A 22,235-nucleotide genomic window follows, 5' to 3' on the forward strand; every position below is an offset into this window, starting at 1 on the left:
ACGAGCAGGAGGTGCCAGCGCACCAGCCGCCGCACCAGCGCGGCCTCGTGGGCGTCGTACCCCCAGCGCTCGGCGACGGCCCCGGCGAGCGGCTCACCGGCCACGCTGTGGTCCTGCAGCTCCCCCTTGCCGATGTCGTGCAGCAGCGCGGCGACCATCAGCACGTCGGGCCGGCCGATGCGGCGGATCAGCCGCGAGGCCTCGATGCAGGTCTCCACGACGTGACGGTCGACGGTGAAGCGGTGCACGACGGACGCGTGTGCGAGCAGCCGCACCCGCTCCCACTCGGGCAGCAGCAGCGCGAGCGCACCCGTCTCCTCGAGCGTCTCCCACACCTCGAGCAGGCCGGGGCCGGCCGCGAGCAGGCGGGTGAGCAGGTTGCGGGACTCGGCGTCCCAGGGCTCCGGCAACGGCGCCGCCGCGCGGGCCAGCCGGGCGGCGGTCGCGGGGGCGAGCACGAGGCCGCGCTCGGCCGCCTCCGCCGCTGCCCGGAGCAGCAGCGCGGGGTCGGCCTTGGGGTCCGCCCGTGCACCGAGCACCACCTCGCCGCGGGTGACGGCGACGCCCGGGGCCACCGGAGTGAGGTCGGGGGCGCGGCGCCGGGTGGCTGCCGGCCGGTCCAGCACCGCGTCGACCCGGCGCCAGGTCAGCCGGGAGAGATGGGTGATCCGGCGGCCGAGCCGGCGTACCGTCTGCTGCGCCGCCTCGGCGTCCGGCAGCCCGAGGCCGGCGGCGAGGTCCGGCCAGTCGTCGGGTCCGATCCGGTCGGTCGCCCGCCCGGCCAGCGTCTGCACGACGTCGCGGACGTCGAGGAGCTGTCGACGCGTGCGTTCGAGATCGGTGTGCGGCACGTCGACCAGCCAGGTCGCCACCAGGGCCTTGAGCACGGTGGCGTCGCGCAGCCCGCCCATGGACTCCTTGACGTCCGGTACCGCCACGTGCGCCAGCTCACCGAGCCGTTCGGCGCGGGCGTCGACCAGGGCTCGCAGCTCGGGCAGCCGGCGGCGGGCGTCCCGCCGCCACTGCGCCAGCACGTCCGTGCGCAGCCGGAGCGTCACGTTCGGGTCGCCGGCCAGGTGGCGCGCGTCGAGGAGGCCGAGCGCGACGCGTACGTCGGACGCGGCCGCCGCGGTCCCGTCGGCCAGGGCGCGCACCGAGTGGTCGAGGGAGGTTCCGGTGTCCCACAGCGGGTACCAGACCGAGCCGGCCACCTCGGCGACCACCGTCTCGTCGAGGCCGTCGTCGTGGACGAGCACCACGTCGAGGTCGCTGGCCGGTGCGAGCTCGCCGCGGCCGTAGCCGCCCACGGCCACCAGGGCCAGGCCGGTCCCCTCCCGCCCGTCGAGCGCCTTCTCGAGGGCGCTCCGGCAGAGCTCGTCGGCGATGCGCGTGCGTTCGGCGCGCTCCGATGTGGTCACCGGGAGGATCCCGGGGGCCGCGACGGGCTGCGCCCTTTGGTCATGAACTGCATGATGGCGCCGCCGAAGCCTGCGGTTGGGGACCAAACCGCAGGCCTCGGCGCTCCGCGCTACAGCGCCGACTCGTCGCGGTCGCCGGTGCGCACCCGCACCACCGCGTCGACCGGCTGCACCCAGACCTTGCCGTCGCCGATCCGGCCGGTCTGCGCCGTCTTGACGATGATCTCGACGATGTCGTCTGCGTCGGCGTCCTCGACCACGATCTCGAGCCTGATCTTGGGCACCAGCGCGATGTCGTACTCCGCGCCCCGGTAGACCTCGGTGTGGCCCTTCTGCCGGCCGTAGCCGCTGACCTCGCTGACGGTCATCCCGGCCACCCCGAAGGTCTCGAGGGCCTCCCGGACGTCCTCCCACTTGTGCGGCTTGATCACCGCGGTGACGAGCTTCATGCGTTCGCTCCTTCCGCGACCGGCTTGCTCTCGGCCAGCACGGCCGGGCGGCGGCTGCTGCCCGACGTGCTGCTCAGGTCGTACGCCGACTCTCCGTGGTCGGCGAGGTCGATGCCCGCGACCTCGTCCTCCTCGGTGACCCGCAGCCCGATGACGGCCTTGACCAGCAGCCCGACGCCCAGCGTCGCGACCGCCGACCAGAGGACCGCGAACAGCGCGACCGCGAGCTGCACCACCAGCTGCCGGATGCCGTCACCGTAGAACAGGCCACCGTCGAGAGCCAGGAAACCGATGCCGATAGTCCCGACCAGTCCGCCCACGAGGTGGACGCCCACGACGTCGAGCGAGTCGTCGTACCCGAACCGGTACTTGAGGCCGACCGCCAGGGCGCACAGCGCACCGGCGACCGCGCCGAGGATGATCGAGCCGACCGGCGAGAGCGCGCCACAGGCCGGGGTGATCGCGACCAGCCCGGCCACGACCCCCGACGCGGCACCGAGGCTGGTCGCCTTGCCGTCACGGAGCTTCTCGACCAGCAGCCAGCTCATCATCGCCGCGCAGGTCGCGACGGTGGTGTTCAGCCAGACCAGGCTGGTCTCCTCCAGCCAGTAGGTGCCGGCGGCATCGCCGGTGAGGTCCCCGGGGACCCACGAGCCGACGTTGAACCCGAACCAGCCGAACCACAGCAGCCCGGCGCCGATCATCGTCAGCGGCAGGCTGTGCGGCTTGATCGGCTCCTTGCCGAAGCCGAGACGCCGACCGAGCAGGAGTGCCAGCACCAGCCCGGCCACGCCGGCGTTGATGTGCACGACCGTGCCGCCCGCGTAGTCGATCGGAGCCACCGCGGCGCCGCCGTCACCGGAGAAGAGCAGGTCGGCGAGGCCGTTCTGCACCCCGCTGAGGAAGCCGCCGCCCCACACCATGTGGGCCAGCGGGAAGTAGGACAGCGTCACCCACAGCGGCAGGAAGACCAGCCAGGCCGAGAACTTCAGCCGGTCGGCCACCGCGCCGCTGATGAGGGCCGCCGTGATCACCGCGAAGGTGAGCTGGAAGCCGACACCCATGTAGCCGGTGCCGGAGATCCCGTTGAGCCCGAAGGTCTCGAAGGGGTTGTTGAAGAGCAGCGCGACGTCCTGCGCGCCGTAGGACATGCTCCAGCCCCACAGCACGTAGACGATCCCGATGACGCCCATCGCGGAGAACGACATCATCATCATGTTCAGCACGGACTTCGAACGGCTCATCCCCCCGTAGAAGAGCGCCAGCCCAGGTGTGGTCATCAGGAGGACGAGGGATGCCGAGACCAGCATCCAGGCCTGCAAGCCGTAGTCCATGGAACCTCCATCGATTAAACAGATCAGGACGACGACGACCGTTCGACCGCGCTGTCACCGGTCGACGCCTGATGCGACAGCACTCTGGTGCGGCGATGTTTCGCGTCGCGGCGGCGCACGTTGCGGGAACGTGACGCTTCCGGGTCCCGTGTTACGGGCATGTGTCACGTTTTGCGAATCAGTTCGGCACTTTTCCGTATCGGAACTGCGAGTATCGTTACAGACATGCCCGAGCAGGACTCCCTCGCCGCACCCGCCAAGCGTGGTCGCGGGCGACCCCGCGACCCGGAGACCGACAGCAAGATCACCCGCGCGGCATCGGAGCTGCTGCTGCTGCGCGGCTTCGACAAGACCACGGTCGACGAGGTCGCCGCCCGCGCCGGAGTGGGCAAGGCGACGGTATACCGGCGCTGGCCCTCCAAGGAGGACCTGGCGTTCGCGGCAATGCAGTCGCTCTACAGCGACGAGTTCCCCGAGGCCGACACCGGCACCATCGAGGGTGACCTGACCGCGACGTACGGGTCGATCATCGCGTTCGTGAACACGGAGACCGGGGCCAGCTTCCTGCGGATGTCGATCATGGAGTCGATCCGCGACGAACGCATCGCCTCGCTCTACCGCGCCTCCACCGAGAGGCGCGAGGAGATCGCCCGCCGCACCTTCGAGCGGGCGATCGAGCGTGGCGAGGTGCGCGCGGACATCAACATGGACATGGCCGTGCAGTGGCTGGGCGGCCTGCTCATCATGCGCGAGGTGACCGGACGCCCGTTGCCGACGCTCGACGACGTCCCCGACCTGGTGGCCTTCACACTGCGCGGCATCCGCGCCTGATCGGCGACGGGCTCAGGCGTCCGCCCCGCCCAGGAGGGCGTCGACGAATGTCTCCGGGTCGAACGGCGCCAGGTCGTCGGCACCCTCGCCGAGCCCCACGAGCTTGACGGGGACGCCGAGCTCCCGCTGCACCGCGACCACGATTCCGCCCTTGGCCGAGCCGTCGAGCTTGGTCAGCACGATGCCGGTGACGTCGACGACCTCACTGAAGACCCTGGCCTGCACCATGCCGTTCTGGCCGGTGGTCGCGTCGAGCACGAGCAGCACCTCGGAGACCGGCGCCTGCTTCTCCACGACCCGCTTGACCTTGCCGAGCTCATCCATCAGGCCGGCCTTGTTCTGCAGCCGGCCGGCGGTGTCGACGATGACGACATCGGCCTCCTGCTCGGCGCCGGTCTTCACCGCCTCGAACGCCACGCTGGCCGGGTCGCTGCCCTCGGGACCCCGCACGGCGGGTACCCCGACCCGCTCCCCCCAGGTCGTAAGCTGCTCGGCCGCGGCGGCCCGGAACGTGTCGGCGGCACCGAGCACCACCTGCTTGTCCTCGGCGACCAGCACCCGGGCGAGCTTGCCGACCGTGGTCGTCTTGCCGGTGCCGTTGACGCCGACCACGAGCACCACGCCGGGCTTCCCGTCCTTGCGGTCCACGTGCAGCGCTCGGTCGAGGGACGGGTCGATCAGCGTGAGCAGCTCCTCGCGCAGGATGTCGCGCATCGAGGCGGCCGTCTTGCCCTCCACCTTGACCCGGGTGCGCAGCCGCTCGACCAGCTCCTGGGTCGGGGTCACGCCGACGTCGGCGGTGAGCAGGGTGTCCTCGATCTCCTCCCACGTGTCCTCGTCGATGACGTCACGGGACAGCAGGGTGAGCAGGCCCCGGCCGAGGGCGCCCTGCGACCGGGAGAGCCGGGAGCGGAGCCGGACCAGCCGGCTGGCGGTCGGCTCGGGGCGTTCGAGGGTCGGGAGCGCGGCGTCCTCGACGGTGCGCGTCGGGGTGTCCCGGGGGGTCTCGGCGTCCTCGCCGACGGTCGGCTCGGCCGGCGCGATGACGTCGGGGACGTCCTTCGTCGCGACCGGACTGTCCGTACGGCGACCGCGCCCGCGGGTCGCGACGAGGCCGGCGAGGCCACCCACGACGACGACGGCGACGGCGATGATCAGCCAGAGATATTCCACGGCCTCATCCAATCAGAGGCCGCCGCGTCGATGACGGGGCGGCCCGAGCGGATCAGTGCGGCTGGTGCTCCCGGTCCCGCTGGTTGTCCAGCGTGGGCAGGGCGTCCACGCCCCTCTTCATGGCGTCGCCGACCCAGGGCAGGTTGGGCATCTGCTCACCGCGGTGCGGGTAGGCGACGTAGACCACGACGAGGCCCGCGAGAACGAGGATGACGAGCATGGTGACCAGGATCGAGATCACTCGGATCACACCTTCCCGAGGGGGCGGACGACGGACGCTCCCATCGTGCCAGGATCCCGGGGGTCGCCCAACTCGTGAGCGGTCCGCGCTCAGCCCGTGGGACGGTGCAGCGGCTCGGCGACCGCGCGGATCTCGTCGGGCAACGGCCGCACCGGCCGGTCACCGGGACCGGAAGTGTTGTCGACGTAGACGTGCACGAACCGGCCCTCGGCCGCGGCCTCCGCGGCGTCGCCCTGGAACAGGCCGATGCGGTAGATGACCGAGGAGCTGCCGACCTTCTCGACGGCCAGCCCGGCGTCGACGGGCTCGGGGAAGCCGATCTCGCGGAAGTAGCGGCAGGACGTCTCCGCCACCACGCCCACCGCCGGCAGCCGCCGGATATCGACACCGGTCGCCTCGAGCAGGTGCGCGTTGACCGCCGTGTCGAACATCTCGTAGTAGACGGCGTTGTTCATGTGGCCGTAGACGTCGTCGTCGGCCCACCGCGTGGTCAGCCGTCGCCACACGACGTAGTCGTCGCGGGTGGGCGGCGGACGACGCGCGCTGGTCGAGCCCATCAGGCCGGCTCGGCCTCACGCAGCCGCTGGCTGATCACCGCGGAGACGCCGTCGCCGCGCATGGTCACGCCGTAGAGCGCGTCGCCGACCTCCATGGTCCGCTTCTGGTGGGTGATGACCAGGAGCTGGCTGTTCTCCCGGAGCTCCTCGTAGATCTCGAGCAGCCGGCCGAGGTTGGTGTCGTCGAGAGCGGCCTCGACCTCGTCGAGGATGTAGAACGGCGACGGGCGGGCCTTGAACAGCGACACCAGGAACGCGACCGCGACCAGGGACCGCTCGCCACCCGACAGCAGGGACAGCCGCTTGACCTTCTTGCCGGGCGGCCGCGCCTCCACCTCGATGCCGGTGTTGAGCATGTCGGAGGGGTCGGTGAGGACGAGCCGTCCCTCACCACCCGGGAAGAGCCGTGCGAAGACCGAGTCGAACGCGTCGCGGACGTCCTCCCAGGCCTCGGTGAAGACCTGCTCGACCCGCTCGTCGACCTCGCGGACGATGTCGAGCAGGTCGCGACGGGTCCGCTTCAGGTCCTCCAGCTGCTCGGTGAGGAACTTGTGCCGCTCCTCCAGCGCCGAGAACTCCTCGAGGGCGAGCGGGTTGACCTTGCCGAGCATGGACAGCGCGCGTTCGGCGGCCCGGAGCCGCTTCTGCTGCTCCTCGCGGACGAACGGCACCGGTTCGGCATCGTCGGAGGAACCGTCCTCGCCGTCGGCGGTCACCGGCGGGACCAGGTGCTGCGGACCGAAGTCGTCGACCAGGGCCTCGGCGTCCAGGCCGAGCTCCTCGAGGGCACGCTCCTCGAGCTGCTCGATGCGCATCTTCTGCTGGGTGCGGGCCATCTCGTCGCGGTGCACGGTGTTGACGAGCTCGTCGTGCTCGCGGGCCAGGTCGCGCAGCCGGCCCCGCACGGTCATCAGCTCTTCCTCACGTCCACGCCGGGACTGCTCGACGGCAGTGCGCTCGTCGGCAGCGGCGGCGATCGAAAGCTCGAGGCGCTGCAGCACCACGGTCACCGCGCGGGCAACCGCCGCTGCGACCTTGCCCTCGCGGATCATCCGCTCTCGTCGCGCCGCGGCCTTGGCGCGCGCCTCGCGCTCGGCGCGGGCGGCGTTGACCAGGGAGTCGGCCCGGCCGGCGAGGGCGCGGGACCGCTCCTCGGCGGTGCGCAGGGCGAGCCGGGCGTCCATCTCGTGGGCGCGCGCCGACCTGGCCGCCTCCGCGAGCCGGTCGCGCTCGGCGGTGTCGGGCTCTTCCTCGGGCGCGTCCTCGGCGGCGGCGAGTCGGGCCTCGAGGTCGGCGAGCCCCGCCAGGTCCTGGTCGCGGGCCTCCTCCGCGGCGGCGATCGCGGTGGCGAGCCGCTCGGCCTCGCCCTTCGCGGACCGGGCCAGGGAGCCGAGCTGCCCCAGCTCCTCGGCGACCGCGGCCAGGGTGGCGTCGGACTCATGCAGCTTGGCGAGGGCGACGTCGACCCGGTGCTGGGCCTGGGCGCGCTCCTCCTCCAGCCGGGAGAGGTCGAAGGCGAGCCGCTCGCAGGCGTGGGTCGCGGCGCTGAGCTGCTCGGTCGCCTCGTCGACGGCGGCCTGCACCTCGATGAGGCTCGGCCGGCTGGACGACCCGCCGGCGGCGAAGTGCGCGCCGAGCAGGTCGCCGTCGCGGGTGACGGCCGTGACGTCCGGGAGGTCGCGCACCAGGGCGCGGGCGTCGGCGAGCGTGTCGACGACGGCGGTCTTGAACAGCACCCGGCCCAGCGACGGGCGCAGGGCCTCGGGGCACTCGACGACGTCGATGGCGTAGGCCGCCGAAGCCGGCAGGCCGGGCCAGTCGCGGTCGTCCGCGCTGTCGCCCCAGCCGTCTGCGCCGTTGCCGCCGAGCAGGATCCCGGCGCGGCCGAGGTCCTCGCTCTTGAGGTGACCGAGGGCGCCGACCGCGGCGTCGACGTGTTCGACGGCCACGGCGTCGGCCGCGGAGCCGAGCGCGGCGGCCACCGCGGTCTCGTAGCCGGCCCGCACCGACAGCAGCGCTGCGACGGATCCGAGCAGCCCGGAGACCGAGTCGGACGCCGCCAGCAGCGCGCCGGCACCGTCCCTGCGGTCGAGGCCGAGCTCGAGCGCCTCCTTGCGGGCGGTCAGCGCGGAGCGGTCGCGCTCGGCGGCCTGGACCTCCTCGCGGGTCTTGGCGAGCCGGTCCTCGAGGTCGGCGAGCAGGGACGCGGCGCCCTCGTGCTCGGCGTCCAACCCCTCCTCCCCCGCGTCGAGGCCGGCGACCTTGGTCTCCAGGGCGGTGAAGTCGCGTTGGGCCCGCTCGGCGCGGGCGAGCGCCTCGGTCCGGGCGGCGGTGAGCCGGCCGAGCTCCTCAGCGGCGGCGGTCGAGCGGCTGCGCAGCGCGTTGACCTGGCCGTGCAGCCGGGCCAGCCCCTCGCGGCGGTCGGCCGCGGCGCGGACGAGCCCGGCCACCCGGCGTTCCTCGTCCTGGTGGGCGGTCTCGGCCCGCTGGCGGGCGGCGAGCGCGCCATCGAGGCCGGCGCGGTTGCGCTCGACCTCGGCGGTGATCTCCCGCTCCTGCCCGCGCACCCGCTCGGCCTCGGCCTCCAGCTGCTCCGGGTCACGACCCGAGGTCGAAGCATCGGCTGTCTCGGTGTGCTCGGCGGCGTTGCGGACCCGTTCGGCGGCCAGCCCGGCGGTGCCCTTGAGCCGCTCTCGCAGCCCGGACAGCGCGAACCAGGTCTCCTGCGCCTTGGCCAGCGCGGGCAGGTCCTCCCGCAGCGCCGCCTCCAGCGCCGCCTCGGCCTGCCGGGCCGCCTCGACCGCCGCCTCGACCTCGGCACGACGCTCCAGCAGCACCGTCTCGTCGGCGAGCTCCTGCTCCAGCGCGGTCCGGGCGGTGACCAGGTCGTCGGCGAGCAGCCGGGCCCGGGCGTCACGGGCGTCGGCCTGGACGACGGCGGCCTTGCGGGCCACCTCTGCCTGCCGGCCGAGCGGCTTGAGCTGGCGGCGGATCTCGCTGAGCAGGTCGCTGAGCCGGGTCAGGTTGCCGTCGGTGGAGTCGAGCTTGCGGAGCGCCTTCTCCTTGCGCTTGCGGTGCTTGAGGACACCGGCGGCCTCCTCGATGAAGCCGCGTCGGTCCTCCGGCGTCGCGTGCAGGATCGAGTCGAGCTGGCCCTGCCCGACGATCACGTGCATCTCGCGGCCGATGCCGGAGTCGGAGAGCAGCTCCTGGACGTCGAGCAGCCGGCAGGACTGGCCGTTGATGGCGTACTCCGAGCCGCCGTTGCGGAACATCGTCCGGCTGATGGTGACCTCGGCGTACTCGATCGGCAGCGCCCCGTCGGCGTTGTCGATCGTCAGCGCGACCTCGGCGCGGCCGAGGGGCGGGCGACCCGACGTGCCGGCGAAGATGACGTCCTCCATCTTGCCGCCGCGCAGCGACTTGGCCCCCTGCTCACCCATCACCCACGCGAGCGCGTCGACGACGTTGGACTTGCCGGAACCGTTGGGGCCGACGATGCAGGTGATCCCCCGCTCGAGCTGGAGGGTCGTCGCCGACGCGAACGACTTGAACCCGCGGAGCGTCAGGCTCTTCAGGTACAAGGTGGAGCTCCTCACGGTCGCCGATCGGCGCCTCGGTCTGCGGGGTGCCGGTGGTCTTGGCTGAACGACGGATTCTGGCAGCACCGTGATCCGGGGCCGCCACGGGCTGCCGTGGGGAAGTCAGCGGACAGGAGCCTACCTGTCCGGGCGTGCCGATCCGGGGAGCACCGCCGTTTCGGCGTCAGGCCGGAGACCGGGCATGCGTTGCCCGGGAGCTGTCACGCGGTGACGCGCCGCCGGTCGACGGGGGCAGTGCGCGTCAGGCGTGCTCGAGGGTGAGCAGCGGCTCGTCGTGGACCGCCGCCGCGAGCTTGTCGTTCTCGGCCTGGAGGCGCATGACGGCGGCCTCGAGGTCGGCGACGCGCTGGCGCAGTCGGCGGTTCTCGGACGAGAGCTGGGAGACGATGCGAGGGTCAGTGCTGCTCATGTAGCCGAGGAGCGCCTTGGCCATGGATTTGGTCCTCCGATGGGTGAAAAGAGGGGGGCACACCCGCTTCCGGCCGGATCCCAGCCGGGGCCTGCTTGGGGTGCTCGCTTTCAAGAGTCCCACGCCTGCCGGGGGTGGTCAATGCCGGGGTACCTTCGCCGCATGAGCCGCCCCCTGGAGATCGCCGCGTGCCGCTCGGCGTGCGCCTGGGACGCCTCCGGGGAGCGCCTCGACGACGAACCGCTGTTCGTCTGCTCGGGATGCGGCAGCGAGTGGGTGCCGTCGCAGCCGTGGACGCCGATCGACTGGACCGGACGGGTGCCGGGTCCGGTTCAGCGGGCGGTGCGGGAGCGCCGCGGGCGCGGTTGACAGACGGGGGTGGGCGCAGTGGACGAACGGTTCCACCGCCGGGGAGGCGCTGCCAGCTACCGGGCCCGGCGCGCGCGTGGCTTGGGCTGACAGACCGGGCAGAAGTAGGACGAACGGTTCATGAAGGACACCCTGGCGATCGGGGTACCGCATCGTGAGCACGGCTGCCCCTCCTGCCCGTAGGCCTGCAGCGAGCGGTCGAAGTATCCGCTCGCCCCGTTGACGTCGACGTACAGCGCGTCGAACGACGTGCCGCCCTGGGCGAGCGCCGACTGCATCACCGCGCGCACGCCGGCGAGCACCTCGACCACGTCCTTGCGATGCAGGCGCAGCCCGGGCCGGTCGCCGTGCAGCCGGGCCAGCCAGAGTGCCTCGTCGGCGTAGATGTTGCCGACGCCGGAGATGACCGTCTGGTCGAGCAGGATCCGCTTGATGCCCGAGGCCCGCTTGCGGACGCGCACCGAGAACAGGTCGTCGTCGAAGTCCGGGTCCATCGGGTCGCGGGCGATGTGCGCGATCTCGGCGGGCAGTTCGGCTCCCCCGTGGGAGACGGCGAGACCGCCGAACATTCGCTGGTCGACGAAGCGCAGCTCGTACGGCGCGTCGAGCCGGAACCGGACGCGCAGGTGCCGCTCGTCGATCGCCGCGGGCGGCTGCACGAGCATCTGGCCGCTCATGCCGAGGTGGCCGAGCACGGCGTCGCCGCTGTCGAGCGGGAGCCAGAGGTACTTGCCGCGGCGGCGCGCGCCGAGGATCCGCCGTCCCGTGACCAGGGCCGCGAAGTCGTCGGGGCCGGCGACGTGCCGGCGCACCGGGCGCGGGTGCAGGACCTCGACGCCCGTGACCAGGTGACCGACGACGTGCGCGTCGAGGCCGCGGCGGACCACCTCGACCTCGGGGAGCTCGGGCACCGGTGAGGTCAGCCCGCGGCGGGGGTGGACTCCGCGGCGGTCATCGCCGCCGAGGGGTGCACGTCGCCGTGTCGCTCGGCGATCGCGCGGTAGGCGGTCTCGGCGGCCTGCTGCTCGGCCTCCTTCTTGGAGCGGCCGGTGCCGTGGCCGTAGAGCTCGTCGCCGACCTGGACCTGCGCGGTGAAGGTCTTCTCGTGGTCGGGGCCCTCGTCCTCGATGACGTACTCGGGGACGCCGAGGGAGTGGCCGGCCGACAGCTCCTGGAGGCTGGTCTTCCAGTCCAGGCCGGCGCCGAGGCGGGCGGCGGTCTCCATGAGCGGGTCGAACAGCCGGTGCACGACCTCGCCGGCGGTCTCGAAGCCGTCGGAGAGGTAGACGGCGCCGATCACGGCCTCGACGGTGTCGGAGAGGATCGACGCCTTCTCGCGGCCACCCGTGGTCTCCTCGCCGCGACCGAGCTTGATGTGCTCACCGAGACCGATCGTGCGGGCGACGTCGGCGAGGGCACGCGCGTTGACGACGGCGGCCCGGAGCTTGGCCAGGCGGCCCTCGGAGAGGTCGGGGTGCGACCGGAAGAGGTGGTCGGTGACGACCAGGCCGAGCACCGAGTCACCGAGGAACTCGAGCCGCTCGTTGGTCGGCAGCCCGCCGTTCTCGTAGGCGTAGGAACGGTGGGTGAGGGATCGCTCGAGGAGCTCGGCATCCAACGAGGGATTGCCGAGCGCCTCGCGCAAGTCGTCGTACGACGGCTCGCTCACGACTGGCTCGCGACCAGGGCCGTCAGAGGACCTGGCGGCGGTCGGCGCGCGCGCCGTACTGACCGCACTCCGGGCAGGCCCGGTGCGGCAGGTGCTTCGCGCCGCAGGCGGGGTTGGCACAGCTCACCAGCGAGGGCGCGACGGCCTTCCACTGCGAGCGACGGTGACGCGTGTTGCTGCGCGACATCTTCCGCTTCGGAACAGCCACTTCACTCACTCCTCTTGTCGGCCGGGTCCCCGGCTTGATCGTCTTGCGTCAGCTCGACGAGTGCCGCCCACCGAGGGTCGATCGCTTCGTCGTGCTGGTGTCCCGGGTCGTCCGCGAGCCGCGCACCGCACTCGGTGCACAGACCCGGACAGTCGTCCTGGCACAGCGGCTGGAACGGCAGCGACAGCACCACCGCGTCCCGCAGCAGTGGCTCGAGGTCGAGCAGGTCGCCCTCCAGCCGGCTGGCACCGGCGTCCTCCTCGTCGGAGGCGGTGTCGCTCTCCTCGTACACGAAGAGCTCCTGGAGCTCGACCTCGACCCGGTCGCGGATCGGCTCCAGGCACCGCACGCACTCCCCTTCGAGGCCGGCCGTGGCCGTGCCCGTCAGGAGAACGCCCTCCATGACCGCCTCGAGCCGCAGGTCGATGTCGACCGGCGAACCCTCGGGGACGCGAAGAACCTCGATGCCAAGATCTGCCGGCGCCGGTGCCGAGAGGGTCTGCTTGCGTTGCGACCCCGGGCGGCGGCCGAGCTCGCGAGTGTCGAGCACGAGCGGCGCTCTCGGGTCGAGACGCACAGCGGGTCCTTCGTCGTCATCGGGCAGAACAGATCATCGGTCCCACGTGGGCCACCCCCGGGATCACCGCGAGCGGACACGCAGAACCGTCGTCAAGGGTACCGAACGCGGTCGCGGTCGACCAAAACGACGGCCGCCCGCCGGCGGCTGAGCCCTTCGGCAGGCTCAGGAACCGCCCTCGAGGTGCTCGGGGAGCTGGATCTTGGAGACCTCGTCGTCGGTGATGCCGTGCATGTCGGTGCGTCCGGCGAGCCGTTCGCGTCCGCGCCGGACGGCGTCGATCGTCTTCTCGAGCGTGATCTCGAAGTTGGCGAGCTTGCTGTCGACGTACTCGTCGGTCTCCTTGCGCAGCTCGTCGGCCTCCGTGCCGGCCTGCTCGAGCAGCCGGTCCGCCTGGTGCTTGGCGACCCGGTAGACCTCGGTGTCGGAGATGATCGCCTCGCGCTCGTCGCGGGCCCGCTCCAGGATCTGCTCGGCCTCGCGGCGGCCGTCATCGACCACCGACGCCCGGTCGGCCACGACCCGGTCGGCGTCGGTGAACGCGGCGGCCAGCCCGCCGCCGAGCTCGTCGATCAGGGCCAGCAGCTCGGCCCGGTTGACGACGGCCGAGGCCGACATCGGCATCGACCGGGCCTCCTCGACGAGCTGCCGGATCTCGGCGAGCTTGGCGTGCACGTCCACGTTGTCCCTTTCTCGATCACCGGGGGTCTCCCGGCGCCTGCTCCCTCCCCAGGGAGTGCCCGCGCCGTCTGTCGACGATACGACGGACTAGGAAAGGTCACACGTCGGAGCGCCTCGCCGCAAGTCGATCGGTGAGGGCCCGGAGCACGTGGTCGGGCACGAGGGAGGACACGTCGCCGCCGAACATGGCCACCTCCTTGACCAGGCTCGAGGCCAGGAAGGAGTACTCGGGGCTCGTTGGGACGAACACCGTCTCGATGTCGGCGAGGCTGGAGTTCATCTGCGCCATCTGCAGCTCGTAGTCGAAGTCGCTGACCGCGCGCAGTCCCTTCACGATCGCGACCACGTCCTGCTGACGGCAGAAGTCGGTGAGCAGCCCGTCGAAGCTGTCGATCCGCACGTTGGAGAAGCCGGCGCACGACTCGGTCAGCATGCCGATCCGCTCCTCCGGGGTGAACAGGCGCTTCTTCGCCTGGTTGACCCCGACCGCCACCACCACCTCGTCGAAGAGTGTCGCGGCCCGGGCGATGATGTCGATGTGTCCGTTGGTCACCGGGTCGAAGGACCCCGGGCAGGCTGCTCGACGCACGGCTGCTCCTTGCTGTCGTGGGCAGGTCAGAGGGGTGGGTCGGGGGTGGCGGCGGCTGCTGCGTGACCGTACCAAAGCATGGTCTCGCCGTACTTCCGCTCGCGCCCGCCGGCGAGGCCGTGCGGCCACGTGATGCCCGGTCCGCGGCTGGAGCGCTCCACCACGACCAGCGCGCCGGCCGCCAGCCAGCCCTGGTCGCGGAGCGCGCCGAGATCCGCCTCCACGTCGCCGACCGGAAGCGGGTAGGGCGGGTCGAGGAAGACGATGTCGTACGGCGTGCGCGGCGGGTGGGCGAGGGCCCGGCCCACGTGCGAGGTCAGCACCTCGACGCCGTCGAACCCGAGGGTGCGGATGTTGTCGCGGATCAGTCCCGCCGTGCGCCGGTCGTGCTCGACGAGGGTCACCACCCCCGCGCCGCGCGACCTCGCCTCGAGGCCGATCGCCCCGGACCCGGCGTACAGGTCGAGGAACCGGAGCCCGGTCAGGGACCCGAGCGTCGACTCCAGGGAGGAGAACAGCGCCTCACGGACCCGGTCGGACGTCGGCCTGGTGCTCTCCCCCGCCGGCGCCTTGATGCGACGCCCGCCGGCGGTGCCGCCGATGATCCGGGTCATGCTCACGCCTTCTCGAGGTAGTCGGCCTGCTCGGACTCGCGCAGCCGTTCGAGGGCGTGCCGCAGGTCCGGGTGCCGGCTGAGGGCGGGGTCGTCGGCGACGACGCCCTCGGCCACGCCACGCGCCTGCGCGATGACCTCCTCGTGCCGGATCACCGAGAGCAGCTTGAGGCCCGACCTGCGCCCCGACTGCGAGGCACCGAGCACGTCGCCCTCGCGACGCTGCTCCAGGTCGAGCCGGGACAGCTCGAAGCCGTCAGAGGTGGCGGCGACCGCGGCGAGCCGCTCGCGGGCGGGCGTGCCGGCCTCCGCGTTGGTGACCAGCAGGCAGAGGCCGGGATGGCCGCCGCGCCCGACCCGGCCCCGCATCTGGTGCAGCTGGGAGACGCCGAACCGGTCGGCGTCGAGGATCACCATCGCGGTGGCGTTGCCGACGTCGACGCCGACCTCGATCACCGTCGTGGAGACGAGCACGTCGATGTCACCGTCGGCGAAGGACCGCATCGTCCGCTCCTTCTCGTCGGCCGGGAGCCTTCCGTGCATGACGCCCACCCGCAGCCCCTCGAGAGCACCCGTCTCTAGCATCGGCGCGATGTCGGCCACCGCGGCCAGGGCCGGGCCCTCGTCGGCGGCGGCGGTCTCCTCGTCGGACCCCTTCGACGTGTCGTCGATGCGCGGGCAGACGACGTAGCACTGCCGGCCCGCCTCGACCTCCTCGCGCAGCCGGGCCCAGACCCGTTCGATCCAGCCCGGTTGGTCGCGCAGCGGTACGACGTTGGTCTGGATGGGCGCTCGTCCGCGGGGCAGCTCGACGAGCGTCGAGGTCTCGAGGTCGCCGAACACCGTCATGGCGACGGTCCGCGGGATCGGAGTGGCGGTCATCACCAGCACGTGCGGCGGGGTCGCCCCTGCCTTCTCGGTGAGCGCGGCGCGCTGCTCGACACCGAACCGGTGCTGCTCGTCGACGACGACCAGGCCGAGGTCGGCGAACTGCACCTTGTCCTCGAGCAGCGCGTGCGTGCCGACCACGATGCCGGCGGTGCCCGACGCGGCGTCGAGCAGGGCGGACCTGCGTGCGGCCGCACCCATCGACCCGGTCAGCAGCGCGACCTGGGTGCCGTCGGCGTCGCCGCCGAGCATCCCGCCGGCCGCGAGATCGCCGAGCATCTCGACGATGGAGCGGTGGTGCTGCTGGGCGAGCACCTCGGTGGGTGCGAGCAGCGCGGCCTGGCCACCGGAGTCGACCACCCGCAGCATCGCCCGCAGCGCGACGACCGTCTTGCCGGAGCCGACCTCGCCCTGGAGCAGCCGGTGCATGGGGTGCCCGGCGGCGAGGTCGTCGAGGACCTGGGCGGAGACCTGCTGCTGCCCGTCGGTGAGCGTGAACGGCAGCCGTTCGTCGAAGCGGTCCAGCAGCCCGCCGGGGCGGCCGGTGCGGGGCTCGGCGGCGAGCGCGGCGAGCACGGCCCGGCGCTGCGCCAGGGCCGTCTGGGTGACGAGGGCCTCGTCGAAGCGCAGCCGCTTCTCCGCGGCCCCCTTCTCCCCCCAGCTGTCCGGCCGGTGGATCCACTCCAGCGCCTGCCGGGCGTCGAGCAGCCCGTGCTCCCGGCGTACCGCCTCGGGGAGGACGTCGGGGACCTCCTCGATCATCCGGAGCGCGAGCGTGATCGCGTCCTGGATCTGCCAGGACTGCACCGTCGACGTCGCCGGATAGATGGTGAGCAGGTCCGGCATCGCGTCGAACTCCGCGAGCGCCAGCCCGGCCTCGTCCTCGTGACCGGCGCCGAAGATCTTGGTCTGCGGGTTGGTCAGCTGCCAGTCGTTGCGGAACCGGCCGACCTTGCCGGAGAAGAGGCCGGTGCTGCCCTCCGCGATCGTGCGGGCCCGCCAGTCGGCGAGGTGCTTCTTCTTGTCGAAGAAGGTGAGCGCGAGCCGGTCGTGCTCGGTCGCCACGACGACCTCGAGCCGGTAGGCCATCCCGCCGCGGCGCCGGTCGGGGTAGGCCTTCTGCTGCGACCGGACCACCCGGGCGACGAAGGTGATGTGCTCGTCGAGGGTGAGGTTCTCGAGGTCGCTGACGCCGCCCTTGTCGACGTACCGCCGCGGGTAGTGCCCGAGCAGCTCGCCGACGGTGCGGTAGCCGAACGCCTTCTCGATCTTCGAGGCGGCGGAGCCCGCGACCGCGGAGAGCTTGGAGTCCCAGGTGATGGCTGTCATCGAACCCGGCCTACTCGACACCCACGAGGAGCGGGTAGCGGGACTGGCCGCCGTCGTAGACGACCACGTCCACGGTGGGGTGGACGGAGGCGAGGTACGCCGCGCAGCGGTCGGCGAGCCCGGCGCCGTCCTCCCCGGAGACGAGCGTGACGAGCTCACCGCCACCGCCGAGCAGCCGCTCCACCACGTCGGTGGCGACGCCGAACAGGTCGGACCCGACGACGGTGAAGTCGCCCTCGATGGCGCCCAGGACGTCACCCGGCTCGCACGGCCCCGCGGTGGTCATCGCCTGGCGCACCGCGACCGTGACCGCGCCGGACCGGGCGTGTCTGGCGGCCGCGGTCATCTGCAGGACGTCCTGCTCGAAGGTGCGCCCGGGCTCGTGCACGGCCATCGCGGCGAGGCCCTGCACCTGGGCGGTGGTGGGAATGACCGCGACTCGCACGCCGAGCTCGTCGCGGGCGGTCTGGGCGGCCGCCTCGCTGGCCGGGATGCTGTGACCGTCGTTGGGCAGCAGCACGATCTCGGCGCCCTCGCAGCCGTTGAGGGTCTCGAGGATCTCCCCGGTCGACGGCCGTTGCCCCGGACCCCCCTCGACGACGACCGCGCCGGCCTCGGCGAACAGCCTCCCGAGACCGGCACCGGCCGCGACCACCACGACCTTGCGGCCGCGACGGGCCACGGTGCCGGGGCGGGCACGCTCCCCGACCTGCTCGGCGAAGTGCGTCACCCGGATCCGGTGCGGGCGGCCCGCGGCGATGCCCGCCTCGACTGCGGCGCCGACGTCGTCGACGTGGACGTGGACGTTCCAGAGCCCGTCACCGCCGACCACCACGAGCGAGTCGCCGAGCGGCGCGAGGGCCGCGCGCAGCCCCGGGACCGACTCGTCCTCGGCGTCGAGGAGGTACATGACCTCGTAGGCCGGACCCTCCTCGGTGAGGTCGCCCGACGGCAGCGGGACCGGGATGGCGTGCGTGCCGAGGGGCACGGGCGAGGACACCGGCCGCTTGCCGGTCACCGCGGTCTCGGCGGCGTCGAGCACCACGCACAGCGCCCGGCCGCCGGCGTCGACGACGCCCGCGTCGCGGAGCACGGCGAGCTGATCCGGCGTACGTCCGAGGGCCTCGCGCGCCGCGTCGGCCGCGGCCAGGATGACGTGTCCGAGCCGGTGGTGCTCGACCGCGGCGGCCTCCGTGGCGGCACCGGCGGCCGCCCGGGCCACGGACAGGATCGTGCCCTCGACGGGCGTGCCGACCGCCGCGTAGCCGGCCTCGCTGGCCAGCGCGAGGCCCTCGGCGAACACTAGTGCGGAGCGGTCGTCGGGCCCCGCCTCCGAGAGCCGCTTGACCATCGCGCCCACGAGCTGGGAGAAGATCACCCCCGAGTTGCCGCGCGCGCCGAGCAGGGCCCCGCGGGCGAAGCCGGCCAGGGCGGCGCGAAGGTCGTCGCGCGGCTCGGCCGTGAGCAGCCCGTCGCGGGCCGACTCGAAGGTGAGGAACATGTTGGTGCCGGTGTCGCCGTCGGGGACCGGGTAGACGTTGAGGGCGTCGATCTCCTCGCGGGCGGCCGCTAGGGCGGCCAGCGCCAGCTCGGCGAAGCGCTGCACGGTCGGCAGGTCGATCGTCGCGGCCTGGGAGCCGTCCGGCACGTGCACCTCCCGGGTTGTCTCGGTCGTCCTCGGCTGGCCGGCGGCCCCGCGCACCGCCGCGGGTCAGGGTAGCGTTCTCCTGCCCCGAACCGTCCCGCGCCGATTAGGAGCCGAACGGGGCCATCGGATACTCTTGTGCGGTTGCCCGTGCACGCCTGACGGGCACTCATGTTCTCGAAAGCCTAGCTATCCCAGGAGTTCACGGTGGCTGCCGTCTGTGACATCTGCGCCAAGCGCCCGGGCTTCGGTCACAACCGGCCGTGGTCGCGCAAGATTACGAAGCGTCGCTTCAACCCGAACATCCAGCGCGTCCGCGCCACGGTCAACGGTGCCCCCAAGCGCCTCAACGTGTGCACCGGCTGCCTGAAGGCCGGCAAGGTCACCCGCTGACCTCCGCCGTCTGACGAGGAAGCCGCCCTCCGGGGCGGCTTTTTTCGTGCGCCGGAACAGCGCGCTGGCGTCAGGAGAAGTGCGTGTGTCCGATGGGGCCCTCGTGGGCCGCACCGTCGACGGTGACACCTTCGCCGGCTCCCACGGTGCCGATCTGTTTCCACCCGTCGGGCAGTGCCGTGCCCGCCGGGAAGGTCGCGGCGATGGCGTGGTCGTCGCCGCCGCCGAGGATGAAGCGCATCGGGTCGGCCCCGAGCGCGGCCCCGACCGCCTGCAGCGGCTCGGCCAGCTCGAACGCGGACGTGGTGATGTCGACGCACACGCCGCTCGCCTCGGCGATGTGCCCGACGTCGGCGACGAGGCCGTCCGAGACGTCGATCATCGACGTCGCCCCATTCGCCAGCGCCTCCGCGCCGGCGGCGTACGGCGGCTCGGGGCGACGGTAGGCATCGACCAGCTTGCGCGGCGACCGGAAACCCCGGGCCAGCACGGCGAGACCGCCCGCGGCCCAGCCCTGGCGACCCGCGAGCGCGAGCACGTCGCCGGGACGCGCACCGGACCGGCGCACGGGTTCGCCGTCGACGTACCCGAGCGCCGTCACGGCCACCATCACCTGGTCAGCACCCGTGAGGTCACCACCGACGACGCTGGCCCCGACGAGCGCGGCCTCGGCGGCGATGCCGTCAGCCAGCCCGAGCGCCCACTCCACCGGCAGGTCGGCCGGCGCCGCGAGAGCCACGGTCAGCGCGGTCGCGCGACCGCCCATCGCGTTGATGTCGGAGAGGTTGGCCGCCGCGACCCGGTGGCCGATGTCCTCGGCCGAGGCCCAGTCGCGCCGGAAGTGCCGAGTGTCCACGAGCACGTCGGCCGACACCACGACCCGACCCCCGGGGATCTCGACCATCGCCGCATCGTCGCCCGGTCCGATCAGCACGTGCTCGCCCTGGGCGAAGCGGCGGCCGAGCTCCGCGATGAGTCCGAACTCGCCGAGGTCGGCGATGGTGGTCGTCGCGGTGATCGTGGGGCTGCCCATGCGCCCCATTCAATCCGATGCCTGCATCGTGTTCCGACCGGGACTCGCCGCACGATAGGTTGACCCGCAACGGCGCAACCGACCTCGAGACCCCAGGAGACCAGCATGGTGGTTCAGGCCTACATCTTGATCCAGACCGACGTCGGCAAGGCAGCCGAGGTCGCCGCCGAGATCGCCGATGTCAAGGGGGTCACGATGGCCGAGGATGTCACCGGTCCCTACGACGTCATCGTCCGTGCCGAGGCGCGCAACGTCGACGAGCTCGGCAAGCTCGTCGTCGCCAAGGTGCAGAACATCGCCGGCATCACCCGCACCCTGACCTGCCCGGTCGTGCACATCTGACGCTGCCCGCGCACAGTCTCTTGCCTCGACGGCGCCCGGTTCTCGCGAACGCGGGCGCCGTGGCCTGTCTGCTCCTCGCTTGCGGCTGCACGACGAGCGTCGAGGTCGACGCCCCCGAGCTGTCCGGCGCCGACGCGGCCGCGTGCGCCGACCTGGTCGACGGCCTCCCCGACCAGGTCGCCGACGAGCTGCGACGTTCCGTGGAGCCGGACGACCGGGCCGCGGCCGCCTGGGGCGACCCGCCGATCGTGCTCCGCTGCGGGGTGCCACGCCCCGGTGGCTTCGACGAGCTGTCGACCTGCCAGATCACCAACGGAGTCGCGTGGTACATCCCCGACGAGCAGATCACCGGTGCGGCCGTCGACATCGTGATGACGACCATCGGGCGCTCGCCGGACGTCGAGGTGCGCATCCCCGCCGACTACTTCCCGCCCGCGGACGCGATGGTCGACCTGGCCCCTGCGCTGAAGCGGCACACCGAGCGGGTCGAGCGCTGCTAGGAGCGTGACCGACCGGGTGGGCAAGCTGATCGGCGTCGACACCGGGGCCAATTACCACGGTCCCGTGGTAATTGGCCGCCGCCGTACCGCGCACCCCGGCCGCGCGTGGCACTCCCCCAGGCGATCTGCCCCTTCCCTGGCGAGTTCACTGCGGGAAGGGGTGGATTACCACGGTCCCGTGGTATTTGGCCGCCGCCTCATGAGCGAGCGCGAGTCAGCGCAGACCGGTGTCGCGGTGCAGCGCGAGCTGCACCAGGCGGTCGACGAGCGCCGGGTAGTCGAGGCCGGTGGCGGCCCACATGCGCGGGAACATAGACGACGGCGTGAACCCGGGCATCGTGTTGATCTCGTTGATGACCAGCCGGTCGTCGGGCAGCAGGAAGAAGTCCACCCGCGCCAGGCCTTCGCAGGACAGCGCGTCGAAGGCCCGCGCGGACAGGTCGCGCACCTCGGCGGCGACCTGCTCGGGTACGTCGGCAGGGACGTCGAGGCGGGTGTGCTCCTCGGGGAGGTACTTCGCGGCGAAGTCGTAGAACTCGTGCCCACCGCCGATGGTGATCTCGGCGACGACGCTGGTGTCCGGAGGGTTGCTGCCGAAGCCCTCGATGACGCCGCACTCGATCTCCCGACCGCCCTCGGCAGCGGTCTCGACCAGCACCTTCGGGTCGTGCCGGCGGGCCTCCGCGACGGCGGCGTCGAGCTCGCTCGCGTCGTGCACCTTGCTGATCCCGATGCTCGAACCGCCGCGGCACGGCTTCACGAACACCGGGTAACCCAGCGAGTCCACCGACTCGTGGCACGCGCTCCGGTCGGCCTCCCAGCCGCGGGGCGTGATGACGGTGTAGGGCAGCACGGGCAGGCCGTGTGCCTGGAACACCACCTTCATGTAGTGCTTGTCCATGCCGACGGCCGAGGCGAGCACCCCCGCTCCGACGTACCGGACCCCGGCCATCTCCAGCAGGCCCTGCAGGGTGCCGTCCTCGCCCCACGGGCCGTGCAGCAACGGGAACACCACGTCGACCTCGCCGAGGGTTCGCGGCACCTCACTCGGCTCGTGGACGACCAGCTCGCTGCCGCGGGAGTCGTTGGCGAGCGCCACGGGCGCACGCGAGCCGTCCACCTCGGGCAGCTTGTCGGCCGACGTGATCGCGAGGCGCTCCGGGTCGCCGGACTCGAGCACCCACCGGCCCTCGTGGGTGATGCCGACGGGTACGACGTCGTAGCGGTCGGTGTCGATCGCCTGCAGGACGCTCCCCGCGGTCGAGCAGGACACCGCGTGCTCGCTCGAACGGCCGCCGAAGACAACGGCAATGCGCGGCTTGCGGGTCTGGGGAGCGGTCGCGGCGGCGAGGTCGTCCATGCAGACGGACCCTACCCGCCGGTCG

24 protein-coding genes are annotated in these 22,235 nt (G+C 72.4%); 5 read left to right on the plus strand and 19 right to left on the minus strand.

The window, feature by feature from the left end; genetic code table 11:
- From VFH10_RS14100 to VFH10_RS14110, 3 genes are all read right to left on the minus strand, one after another.
- On the minus strand, positions 1-1,418 hold a 1,418-nt coding region (locus VFH10_RS14100), incomplete at its 3' end, for an HD domain-containing protein (RefSeq protein ID WP_325129633.1).
- Positions 1,419-1,528: 110 nt separating this feature from the next.
- Positions 1,529-1,867: a P-II family nitrogen regulator gene (locus VFH10_RS14105; RefSeq protein WP_325129635.1), complete on the minus strand. Its 339-nt coding sequence runs from the start codon at positions 1,865-1,867 to the stop codon at positions 1,529-1,531.
- On the minus strand, positions 1,864-3,201 hold the full coding sequence (locus tag VFH10_RS14110) for an ammonium transporter (protein WP_325129637.1): 1,338 nt from the start codon (positions 3,199-3,201) through the stop codon (positions 1,864-1,866). The genes VFH10_RS14105 and VFH10_RS14110 overlap by 4 nt, the downstream gene beginning before the upstream one ends.
- A 225-nt stretch (positions 3,202-3,426) precedes the next feature.
- Here VFH10_RS14110 and VFH10_RS14115 point away from each other — a divergent pair, with 225 nt between their 5' ends.
- On the plus strand, positions 3,427-4,032 hold the full coding sequence (locus VFH10_RS14115; RefSeq protein WP_325129639.1) for a TetR/AcrR family transcriptional regulator: 606 nt from the start codon (positions 3,427-3,429) through the stop codon (positions 4,030-4,032).
- Between the two features lie 12 nt (positions 4,033-4,044).
- Here VFH10_RS14115 and ftsY read toward each other — a convergent pair whose 3' ends face one another.
- The 5 genes from ftsY to VFH10_RS14140 form a co-directional block, all read right to left on the minus strand.
- Positions 4,045-5,205, minus strand: a complete 1,161-nt coding sequence (gene ftsY / locus VFH10_RS14120; RefSeq protein ID WP_325129641.1) for a signal recognition particle-docking protein FtsY — start codon at positions 5,203-5,205, stop codon at positions 4,045-4,047.
- A 52-nt stretch (positions 5,206-5,257) separates the two neighbouring features.
- The gene (locus VFH10_RS14125) at positions 5,258-5,446 is read right to left on the minus strand and encodes a hypothetical protein (RefSeq protein ID WP_325129643.1); all 189 of its coding nucleotides are present in this window, start codon (positions 5,444-5,446) and stop codon (positions 5,258-5,260) included.
- A gap of 89 nt (positions 5,447-5,535) precedes the next feature.
- The gene (locus VFH10_RS14130) at positions 5,536-6,003 is read right to left on the minus strand and encodes a thioesterase family protein (RefSeq protein WP_325129645.1); all 468 of its coding nucleotides are present in this window, start codon (positions 6,001-6,003) and stop codon (positions 5,536-5,538) included.
- On the minus strand, positions 6,003-9,587 hold the full coding sequence (gene smc / locus VFH10_RS14135) for a chromosome segregation protein SMC (protein ID WP_325129647.1): 3,585 nt from the start codon (positions 9,585-9,587) through the stop codon (positions 6,003-6,005). The genes VFH10_RS14130 and smc overlap by 1 nt, the downstream gene beginning before the upstream one ends.
- Positions 9,588-9,846: 259 nt before the next feature.
- Positions 9,847-10,038 (minus strand): hypothetical protein, encoded by a 192-nt coding sequence (locus tag VFH10_RS14140; RefSeq protein WP_325129649.1) that lies wholly within the window; start codon positions 10,036-10,038, stop codon positions 9,847-9,849.
- A gap of 138 nt (positions 10,039-10,176) precedes the next feature.
- Between VFH10_RS14140 and VFH10_RS14145 the strand changes: the two genes are divergently transcribed.
- Positions 10,177-10,383 carry a hypothetical protein gene (locus VFH10_RS14145; RefSeq protein WP_325129651.1) on the plus strand — a complete coding sequence of 69 codons (207 nt, stop codon included), beginning with the start codon at positions 10,177-10,179 and terminating at the stop codon, positions 10,381-10,383.
- Positions 10,384-10,439: 56 nt separating this feature from the next.
- Here the strand turns inward: VFH10_RS14145 and mutM are convergent, their stop codons facing one another.
- The 9 genes from mutM to VFH10_RS14190 all read right to left on the minus strand — a co-directional run bounded on the left by mutM (position 10,440) and on the right by VFH10_RS14190 (position 18,585).
- A complete protein-coding gene (gene mutM, locus VFH10_RS14150; RefSeq protein WP_325129654.1) occupies positions 10,440-11,294 on the minus strand; it encodes a bifunctional DNA-formamidopyrimidine glycosylase/DNA-(apurinic or apyrimidinic site) lyase in 855 nt (284 codons plus the stop codon).
- An 8-nt stretch (positions 11,295-11,302) separates the two neighbouring features.
- Positions 11,303-12,052 (minus strand): ribonuclease III, encoded by a 750-nt coding sequence (rnc, locus tag VFH10_RS14155; protein ID WP_325129655.1) that lies wholly within the window; start codon positions 12,050-12,052, stop codon positions 11,303-11,305.
- Between the two features lie 22 nt (positions 12,053-12,074).
- Positions 12,075-12,260: a 50S ribosomal protein L32 gene (gene rpmF, locus VFH10_RS14160; protein ID WP_325129657.1), complete on the minus strand. Its 186-nt coding sequence runs from the start codon at positions 12,258-12,260 to the stop codon at positions 12,075-12,077.
- 1 nt (position 12,261) lies between these two features.
- The gene (locus VFH10_RS14165) at positions 12,262-12,810 is read right to left on the minus strand and encodes a YceD family protein (RefSeq protein WP_325129659.1); all 549 of its coding nucleotides are present in this window, start codon (positions 12,808-12,810) and stop codon (positions 12,262-12,264) included.
- A gap of 192 nt (positions 12,811-13,002) precedes the next feature.
- On the minus strand, positions 13,003-13,518 hold the full coding sequence (locus VFH10_RS14170; RefSeq protein ID WP_325129661.1) for a hypothetical protein: 516 nt from the start codon (positions 13,516-13,518) through the stop codon (positions 13,003-13,005).
- 97 nt (positions 13,519-13,615) lie between these two features.
- Positions 13,616-14,107, minus strand: coding sequence for a pantetheine-phosphate adenylyltransferase (gene coaD / locus VFH10_RS14175; RefSeq protein WP_325129663.1), 492 nt, complete (start codon positions 14,105-14,107; stop codon positions 13,616-13,618).
- 26 nt (positions 14,108-14,133) lie between these two features.
- Positions 14,134-14,721 carry a 16S rRNA (guanine(966)-N(2))-methyltransferase RsmD gene (gene rsmD / locus VFH10_RS14180; protein ID WP_325129665.1) on the minus strand — a complete coding sequence of 196 codons (588 nt, stop codon included), beginning with the start codon at positions 14,719-14,721 and terminating at the stop codon, positions 14,134-14,136.
- 2 nt (positions 14,722-14,723) lie between these two features.
- A complete protein-coding gene (gene recG, locus VFH10_RS14185; protein WP_325129667.1) occupies positions 14,724-16,937 on the minus strand; it encodes an ATP-dependent DNA helicase RecG in 2,214 nt (737 codons plus the stop codon).
- Between the two features lie 10 nt (positions 16,938-16,947).
- Positions 16,948-18,585, minus strand: coding sequence for a DAK2 domain-containing protein (locus VFH10_RS14190; protein ID WP_325129669.1), 1,638 nt, complete (start codon positions 18,583-18,585; stop codon positions 16,948-16,950).
- A 204-nt stretch (positions 18,586-18,789) separates the two neighbouring features.
- Between VFH10_RS14190 and rpmB the strand changes: the two genes are divergently transcribed.
- Positions 18,790-18,975, plus strand: coding sequence for a 50S ribosomal protein L28 (gene rpmB / locus VFH10_RS14195; RefSeq protein WP_297415750.1), 186 nt, complete (start codon positions 18,790-18,792; stop codon positions 18,973-18,975).
- A 70-nt stretch (positions 18,976-19,045) separates the two neighbouring features.
- Here rpmB and VFH10_RS14200 read toward each other — a convergent pair whose 3' ends face one another.
- A complete protein-coding gene (locus tag VFH10_RS14200) occupies positions 19,046-20,008 on the minus strand; it encodes a thiamine-phosphate kinase (RefSeq protein WP_325129676.1) in 963 nt (320 codons plus the stop codon).
- A 108-nt stretch (positions 20,009-20,116) separates the two neighbouring features.
- On the opposite strand from VFH10_RS14200, the gene VFH10_RS14205 reads away from it, so the two are divergent.
- Both VFH10_RS14205 and VFH10_RS14210 read left to right on the plus strand, forming a co-directional pair.
- A complete protein-coding gene (locus tag VFH10_RS14205; RefSeq protein ID WP_325129732.1) occupies positions 20,117-20,350 on the plus strand; it encodes an Lrp/AsnC ligand binding domain-containing protein in 234 nt (77 codons plus the stop codon).
- Between the two features lie 59 nt (positions 20,351-20,409).
- Positions 20,410-20,850, plus strand: coding sequence for a DUF3515 domain-containing protein (locus tag VFH10_RS14210; protein ID WP_325129678.1), 441 nt, complete (start codon positions 20,410-20,412; stop codon positions 20,848-20,850).
- A gap of 214 nt (positions 20,851-21,064) precedes the next feature.
- On the opposite strand, the gene VFH10_RS14215 is transcribed toward VFH10_RS14210, so the two are convergent.
- The gene (locus VFH10_RS14215) at positions 21,065-22,210 is read right to left on the minus strand and encodes a D-alanine--D-alanine ligase family protein (protein ID WP_325129680.1); all 1,146 of its coding nucleotides are present in this window, start codon (positions 22,208-22,210) and stop codon (positions 21,065-21,067) included.
- Between the last annotated feature and the right edge of the window lie 25 nt (positions 22,211-22,235).

Source organism: Nocardioides sp. (genome assembly GCF_035697785.1).
In the GTDB taxonomy this organism is placed as follows: Bacteria; Actinomycetota; Actinomycetes; order Propionibacteriales; family Nocardioidaceae; genus Nocardioides_B.